This is a genomic window from Streptomyces sp. 3-6 (assembly GCF_056323165.1).
In genome coordinates, this window is record NZ_JBWHZP010000004.1 from 274,806 (window position 1) to 282,524 (window position 7,719).

The window sequence follows — 7,719 nt, forward strand, 5'->3', positions numbered from 1 at the left end:
GGCCTGCGGGCCGGGGGTCACTCGCCGCCCTTCTGGACGAAGGACCTGACGAAGTCCTCGGCGTTGGCCTCCAGAACGTCGTCGATCTCGTCGAGGACGTCGTCCACGTCCTCGCTGAGCGCCTCCTGGCGCTCCTTGAGGTCCTCGGAAACCTGCGCGTCCTGCGCCTGCTCCTCGACCTCCTCGGTGGAACGCGTGGCCTTCTGCTGCCCGCCGCCGGTGTCCTTGGTCGCCATAACCCTCACCCCGCTCAGTTCGCCCGACATGGTCGGCATGACGCCGATTGGTGATGATCAGACCCTACAAGCCGGGTCCGACAATGCCCCCGTAGTTGCTCCAACGTACGGGGACCACCTCGATGATTCCCGTCGGCGGGTCGTTCCACCCCCCGACGGGCCGTTGCCGCGTCCCGGGTACCCGGGACGCTCCGGCTCAGGTACCGGACAGAACCCTGACCAGGTCTTCCGCGGTGCGGCAGCGGTCCAGGAGTTCCTTGACGTGCTGACGCGTCCCGCGCAGCGGTTCCAGGGTCGGGACGCGCTGGAGCGAGTCCCGGCCCGGGAGGTCGAAGATCACCGAGTCCCAGGAGGCGGCCGCGACGTCGTCCGCGTACTGCTCCAGGCACCGTCCGCGGAAGTAGGCGCGGGTGTCCTCCGGCGGCTTCGTACGGGCCCGCTCGACCTCCGCCTCGTCCAGCAGCCGCTTCATCCGGCCGCGGGCCGTCAGCCGGTTGTAGAGGCCCTTGTCGGGGCGCACGTCGGCGTACTGGAGGTCCACCAGGTGCAGCCGGGGGGCGTCCCAGTCCAGGTCGTCGCGGCGCCGGTACCCCTCCATGAGTTCCCGCTTGGCGACCCAGTCCAGCTCGCCGGCCAGGCTCATCGGGTCGTTCTCCAGACGGGTGAGGGTGTCCTCCCAGCGGGCCAGGACGTCCTTGGTCTGGTCGTCGGCGTCCGCCCCGAACCGCTCCTCCACGTACTTGCGGGCCAGCTCGTAGTACTCCATCTGGAGCTGGACCGCGGTCAGGGTCCGGCCGCTGCGCAGGGTGACGAGGCGCTTCAGCGACGGGTCGTGGGAGACCTGGTGGAGGGTGCGGACCGGCTGGTCGACGGCCAGGTCCACGGCGATGAAGCCGTCCTCGATCATCGACAGCACCAGGGCGGTGGTGCCCAGCTTCAGGTAGGTCGAGATCTCCGACAGGTTCGCGTCACCGATGATCACATGCAGGCGCCGGTACTTCTCGGCGTCCGCGTGCGGTTCGTCGCGGGTGTTGATGATGGGGCGCTTCAGCGTCGTCTCCAGCCCCACCTCGACCTCGAAGTAGTCCGCGCGCTGGCTGATCTGGAAGCCGTGCTCGTGGCCGTCCTGGCCGATGCCGACCCGGCCGGCGCCGGCGAAGACCTGCCGGGAGACGAAGAAGGGCGTCAGGTGGCGCACGATGTCCGAGAAGGGCGTGGCCCGCTTCATCAGGTAGTTCTCGTGCGTGCCGTAGGAGGCGCCCTTGTTGTCGGTGTTGTTCTTGTAGAGGTGGATCGGCTGGGCACCGGGCAGCGCGGCGGCCCGCTCGGCGGCCTCCGCCATGATCCGCTCGCCGGCCTTGTCCCACAGCACGGCGTCCCGCGGATTGGTGACCTCGGGCGCGCTGTACTCGGGGTGCGCGTGGTCCACGTAGAGCCGGGCGCCGTTGGTGAGGATCACGTTCGCCAGGCCGATGTCCTCGTCGGTGAGCTGGCTGGCGTCGGCCGCCTCCCGGGCGAGGTCGAAGCCCCGGGCGTCCCGCAGCGGATTCTCCTCCTCGAAGTCCCAGCGGGCCCGGCGGGCCCGGTGCATCGCCGCCGCGTAGGCGTTCACGATCTGGGACGAGGTGAGCATGGCATTGGCGTTCGGGTGGCCGGGGACGGAGATCCCGTACTCCGTCTCGATGCCCATTACTCGCCGTACGGTCATGCGGCCCTCCTTGCCCGGCGGCGCTCCCGGTCGGGGGCGCCGCTCAAGTACCGCCGTCGCTCAGGTGCACGTGCGGTGCCCGTCCCCGCACCGCGCGACTCGGCGGTATGGAAGAGCCTAGAACGCCTCTGCGCCGGTGGGGAGATCATTTGCGTCATTGCTGTGCTCCAGCCGTGGCCCGGAAAACAGTCGGCTGCGGGTACCCGTCGAGGGCATCCGCAGCCGCCCTGTCTTTTACAGGTACTGACCGGTATTCGCCACCGTGTCGATGGAGCGACCGGTGTCCGCGCCCTGCTTTCCGGTGATGAGCGTACGGATGTACACGATCCGCTCGCCCTTCTTTCCGGAGATGCGCGCCCAGTCGTCCGGGTTGGTGGTGTTGGGCAGGTCCTCGTTCTCCTTGAACTCGTCCACACATGCCTGGAGCAGGTGCGAGACGCGCAGGCCCTTCTGGTTCTTCTCGAGGAAGTCCTTGATGGCCATCTTCTTGGCCCGGCCCACGATGTTCTCGATCATGGCGCCGGAATTGAAGTCCTTGAAGTAGAGGACTTCCTTGTCACCATTGGCGTAGGTGACCTCCAGGAAGCGGTTCTCCTCGGACTCGGCGTACATCTGTTCCACGGCGGTCTGGATCATGCTCTGGACCGTCATGCCCTTGTCGCCGCCGTGCTCGGCGAGGTCGTCGCCGTGCAGCGGGAGGCGCTCGGTGAGGTACTTGCCGAAGATGTCCTTGGCCGCCTCGGCGTCCGGACGCTCGATCTTGATCTTCACGTCGAGCCGGCCGGGCCGCAGGATCGCGGGGTCGATCATGTCCTCACGGTTGGAGGCGCCGATGACCACCACGTTCTCCAGGCCCTCGACACCGTCGATCTCGGCCAGCAGCTGCGGGACGATGGTGTTCTCCACGTCCGAGCTGACACCGGAGCCACGGGTGCGGAAGAGGGACTCCATCTCGTCGAAGAAGACGATGACGGGCGTGCCCTCGCTGGCCTTCTCACGGGCCCGCTGGAAGACCAGGCGGATCTGCCGCTCGGTCTCGCCGACGTACTTGTTGAGCAGCTCCGGGCCCTTGATGTTGAGGAAGAAGCTCTTGCCGGCGGCCTGCCCGGTCACCTCGGCCACCTTCTTGGCGAGCGAGTTCGCGACGGCCTTGGCGATGAGCGTCTTGCCGCATCCGGGGGGCCCGTAGAGCAGCACACCCTTGGGCGGGCGCAGTTCGTGCTCGCGGAACAGGTCCGGGTAGAGGTACGGCAGCTCGACCGCGTCCCGGATGGCCTCGATCTGGTTGCCGAGGCCGCCGATCTGCTCGTATCCGATGTCGGGGACCTCTTCGAGGACGAGTTCCTCGACCTCGCTCTTGGGGACGACCTCGTAGACGTACCCGGAGCGCGGCTCCATGAGCAGGGCGTCGCCGGGGCGGATGGTGATGTCCAGCAGCGGCTCCGCGAGCCGCACCACCCGCTCCTCGTCGGTGTGCCCGACCACCAGGGCGCGCTCGCCGTCCTCGAGGATCTCCTTGAGGGTGACGATGTCGCCGACGCGCTCGAACTCCATGGCCTCGACCACGTTGAGCGCCTCGTTGAGCATGACCTCCTGGCCACGCCGGAGCCCGTCGAGCTCCACGCCCGGGCTGACGTTCACCCGGAGCTTGCGGCCGCCGGTGAAGATGTCGGCGGTGCCGTCCTCGTTCGCCGTGAGGAAGACTCCGAAACCGGCCGGGGGCTGGGCCAGCCGGTCGACCTCCTCCTTGAGGGCCACGATCTGGTCGCGGGCCTCACGGAGCGTGCCGGCGAGTCGTTCGTTCTGGGCGGACACGCCGGCCAGGTTGGTCTGCAGCTCGACGATCCGCTCTTCGAGAATCCTCGTGTGTCGCGGAGAGTCGGCGAGCTTACGTCGCAGGACGGCGATCTCCTGCTCAAGGTAGGCGATCTGCCCGGCCGGGTCGTCGGACCCGCGTCCCGGGCGGATGCCGCGGTTCATGTCGTCGTCGTGGGCTGCCACGGTCCTCACCTCCTCCAAGGGGAGCTGGACGCTTCCAGACCCTACCTGGGCGGGTGTCGATTGAAACCCCTAGATCACAAAGACGGTCGGGGTGTGTCCGATCTTCACCCTTGCGCTCTCCCTCACGCCAGGGGAATACCCACCGACGAAGATTGAAATCCCGGCGCGGGTAGGCTCGACGTGTTCAACACCCGTCGGAGCTGGCCGGATTCCCGTCCACTCCGGCGCGGGAAACCGTCAGGAGGGACGAGCGTGCAGCAGGAGGCCGGGGTCCGCGAGGAGGCGCTGGAGGTCTGGATCGACCAGGACCTGTGTACGGGTGACGGCATCTGCGCCCAGTACGCGCCGGAGGTGTTCGAGCTCGACATCGACGGGCTGGCCTACGTCAAGGCCGCGGACGACGAACTGCTCCAGGACAAGGGAGCGGCAACGCCCGTTCCGCTGCCGCTCCTCACCGATGTCGTCGACTCGGCGAAGGAGTGTCCCGGCGAGTGCATCCACGTCCGCCGGACGACGGACGGTGTGGAGGTGTACGGGCCGGACGCCGGGTGACCGGCGCGGCACGGCAGGTCACCCGGCGTCCGGCCCGCCACGGTGGCCCGACTCCGCGCGAACCGGAGCGCGCGCCCGGCTCGTGCTCCCGCGCACGCCGCCCGCCGCACGCCCGTCACACGCTGCGGGCGCCGGAGGGCGTGGAGCGGACGAACGCACCGTCCTCCCAGTACCACTTCACGCTCTCGCGCACATCGGGGCAGCAACTCGGCACGTCGTCGGACGAGTAGCCGAGGAGGGTCGCGCGGACGTCGCCCGCCCGCACGGCGAACTCCTCGACGTTGGTGCGGTCACCGGGCTCGACGAGCGTGGCCACCACGCGCGCGGTGTCGTCGCCGTCGGCGCGGGTGAGCACGTACACGCCGTCCGGCGGGGTGCCCATGGGGGCGTCGCAGTGGACCACCGCCACCGTCTCGGGCCGGCCGTCGCCGTCGAGGTCGCCGGACGCCTGCTGCTTCACCACCTGCTCGACCGGACCGCAGTCGAACGGGAAGTCCACACCGGCCGGATCGGGCGGTGCGCCCTGCGCCGGCGCGCTCTTCGTCTGCGGGGCCGGGCTCTGGGCCGCGGTCGCGGAGCCGGGCTGGAACAGCGACGACAGCGCGACGACACCGGCCAGGGCCGTCGCCGTGGCGACCCAGTGGATGGGACGGGCGTGCGTGTGGGCGAGTTCCGGGACGGCGGAAGGCTGCACGAGCAGTGCCTCCTGTGAGGGCTGTGCCGGTGGGGTGGCCAGCATCGTGCCACACGTCACACGACCGAGGGAACGGCGGGGGTGGGCCGTTGTGGAACGGGGGCACCGGGCCGGTCCGGCGGCGGTCCCGGGCATCGGGGGCCGGTCAACGCGGCGGCGCCGTGGCACAGTTCCGGGGGGTGCCGGGGAACTGAGCCACGGCGCCGGTGCGTTGTCGTGGCGGAGCCGTCAGCGGGTGGCGGAAGCCGTCAGCGGGCGGTGCCGCCGTCGGCGTTGGGGCCGGAGTAGTCCTCGCCGTAGGCGCCCTTCGCGGGACGGCGGCGGCGCATGGGCGGCTCGACACCGTCGGCGAGGCGGCGGGCGGTGAGCAGGAAGCCGGTGTGGCCGATCATCCGGTGGTCCGGGCGGACGGCCAGGCCCTCGATGTGCCAGTTGCGGATCATCGTCTCCCACGAGGTCGGCTCGTTGAAGCAGCCGATCTCGCGGATGGACTCCACCGTCCGGGCGAGCTGGGTGGTGGTCGCCACGTAGCAGCACAGGATGCCGCCGGGGACGAGCGCCTTGGAGACGGCCTCCAGGCACTCCCAGGGGGCGAGCATGTCGAGGATGACGCGGTCCACGTCGGCGTCGGACAGGTTGTCCTGGAGGTCGCCGACGGTGAGCTGCCAGGCCGGGTGCGGTCCGCCGAAGTAGCGCTCGACGTTCTGCCGGGCGATGTCGGCGAAGTCCTCCCGGCGCTCGTAGCTGTGCAGCATGCCCTGGTCGCCGATGGCCCGCAGCAGGAAGCTGCTCAGCGAGCCGGACCCGACACCCGCCTCCACGACGCGCGCGCCGGGGAAGATGTCGGCGAAGGCGAGGATCTGCCCCGCGTCCTTCGGGTAGACGACGGCTGCCCCACGGGGCATGGACAGGACGTAGTCGGGGAGCAGGGGGCGCAGCGCGAGGTAGGCGACGTTACCGGTGGTGCGGACAACGCTGCCCTCGGGTGCGCCGATCAGCTCGTCGTGCGGGAAGGAACCCTTGTGGGTGTGGAAGTTCTTCCCGGCCTCGAGCGTGAACGTGTAGTGGCGGCCCTTGGGGTCGGTCAGCTGAACCTGGTCCCCGACCTTGAAGGGCCCGCGCCTGCGGGCGGCACCGGTCGGTTCGGACATGTGACCAGCCTACCGGTCCCCGGAGGGGCCACCGACCACCTCCGGGGCGGGCGCGGACGCGGGCGGGTGGCCGGCACCCGCCCGGCCCGGCGGGGTCAGCTGGGCCGGGCCATCGCCTTGACGAACGCCCGCTCCACGTCCGCCGCGGAGAGCACGCCGTAGATCTCGCCGGTGTCCTCGACCACCAGGTACTCGGTGGCCGGGGTGGCCCGCAGCACCTCCAGCAGGTCCTCGCCCGCGAGCTCGGCGGACACCCGCATGCCGTCGGTGATGTCCTGGGAGAGGCCGCTGACCGGCACCCACGGGCGGCGGTGCTCGGGCACGCCGACGATGGCGGCCTCGCGCACCAGGGACAGCGGGGTGCCGTCGGGGTCGACGACGACCAGGGCGCGGGCCCCGGCGGCGTTGGCCCGGCGCAGGGCCTCGGAGAGCGGGGTGTCGTTCTCCACCGGCACCGCGCGCCGGGTGAGGGTGCGGGCGCGCAGTTCGGGGAGGTGCTCGCGCAGCCGGGCCACGCGCAGGCTGTTGCCCGCGCCGGTCCAGATGATGGCGGCCAGGATCGCGGCGAGCAGGGCGTCCAGGACGGTGTCCATGCCGACGCCGTCCGCGGCGTCGGAGCCGAGGGCGCCGGACTGGGTGAGCAGGGGCAGGCCGATCAGCACGGAGACGGCGAGGGCGCGGCCCACCCAGGCGGCGGCGACCGTGCCGCTCATCGGCTTGCCGGTGAGTTTCCAGACCACCGCGCGGAGCATGCGGCCGCCGTCGAGGGGGAGGCCGGGCAGGAGGTTGAAGACGGCCACGATGAGGTTGGAGATCATCAGGCCGGCCAGCAGGACGCCGGGCACGGAGGCGGGGTCGACGACGAGCAGGCCGAGGTAGAAGACCCCGGACAGCACCAGGGAGAGCAGCGGTCCCACGAAGGCGAGCACGAACTCGCGGCCGGGGGTCTCGGCCTCCTTCTCGATCTCGGAGACGCCGCCGAAGAACTGCAGCTGGATGCGGCGCACCGGCAGCTTGAAGCGGAGCGCGGCGAGGGTGTGGGCCAGCTCGTGGACCAGGACCGAGGCGTAGAAGGCGACGGCGAAGAAGAGGGAGACCAGGTAGCTCGCGGCGCCGAGCTCGGGCAGGACGCGGTCGATCTGCCCGCCGAAGACCCAGGTGATGAGGATGGCGACGAGGAACCAGCTCGGCGCGACGTACACCGGCACACCGAACGGCCGTCCCATCAGCAGTCCGCCGCGCTGCTGCTCGGGGGGCCGCTGCGGGCCCTTGCCGGGGCCGGAGCCGGCGCGTGCGCGGTCGTCGGTGCCGCCGTGGGGCGCGGCGGGACCGCCGGGTGCGGCGGGCGGCGGCCCGGGGGGCGCCGGGGGCACGTCC

At 70.8% G+C, this 7,719-nt stretch carries 7 protein-coding genes; 1 reads left to right on the forward strand and 6 read right to left on the reverse strand.

Features of this window, described 5'->3' with window-relative positions:
* Positions 1-17: 17 nt before the first annotated feature.
* From AC02VZ_RS08850 to arc, 3 genes are all read right to left on the reverse strand, one after another.
* Positions 18-236 carry a ubiquitin-like protein Pup gene (locus AC02VZ_RS08850; RefSeq protein ID WP_362093560.1) on the reverse strand — a complete coding sequence of 73 codons (219 nt, stop codon included), beginning with the start codon at positions 234-236 and terminating at the stop codon, positions 18-20.
* 196 nt (positions 237-432) lie between these two features.
* Positions 433-1,944, reverse strand: a complete 1,512-nt coding sequence (dop, locus tag AC02VZ_RS08855) for a depupylase/deamidase Dop (RefSeq protein ID WP_476475027.1) — start codon at positions 1,942-1,944, stop codon at positions 433-435.
* 234 nt (positions 1,945-2,178) lie between these two features.
* The gene (arc, locus tag AC02VZ_RS08860) at positions 2,179-3,945 is read right to left on the reverse strand and encodes a proteasome ATPase (protein ID WP_164346696.1); all 1,767 of its coding nucleotides are present in this window, start codon (positions 3,943-3,945) and stop codon (positions 2,179-2,181) included.
* A gap of 252 nt (positions 3,946-4,197) precedes the next feature.
* Here arc and AC02VZ_RS08865 point away from each other — a divergent pair, with 252 nt between their 5' ends.
* The gene (locus tag AC02VZ_RS08865; protein ID WP_476475028.1) at positions 4,198-4,497 is read left to right on the forward strand and encodes a ferredoxin; all 300 of its coding nucleotides are present in this window, start codon (positions 4,198-4,200) and stop codon (positions 4,495-4,497) included.
* A 115-nt stretch (positions 4,498-4,612) separates the two neighbouring features.
* On the opposite strand, the gene AC02VZ_RS08870 is transcribed toward AC02VZ_RS08865, so the two are convergent.
* From AC02VZ_RS08870 to AC02VZ_RS08880, 3 genes are all read right to left on the reverse strand, one after another.
* Positions 4,613-5,191: a hypothetical protein gene (locus AC02VZ_RS08870; RefSeq protein ID WP_476475034.1), complete on the reverse strand. Its 579-nt coding sequence runs from the start codon at positions 5,189-5,191 to the stop codon at positions 4,613-4,615.
* 248 nt (positions 5,192-5,439) lie between these two features.
* Entirely contained in the window at positions 5,440-6,342 is a 903-nt protein-coding gene (locus AC02VZ_RS08875) for a tRNA (adenine-N1)-methyltransferase (protein ID WP_432058390.1), read from the reverse strand.
* A 95-nt stretch (positions 6,343-6,437) separates the two neighbouring features.
* On the reverse strand, positions 6,438-7,719 hold a 1,282-nt coding region (locus AC02VZ_RS08880), incomplete at its 5' end, for a site-2 protease family protein (RefSeq protein WP_476475029.1).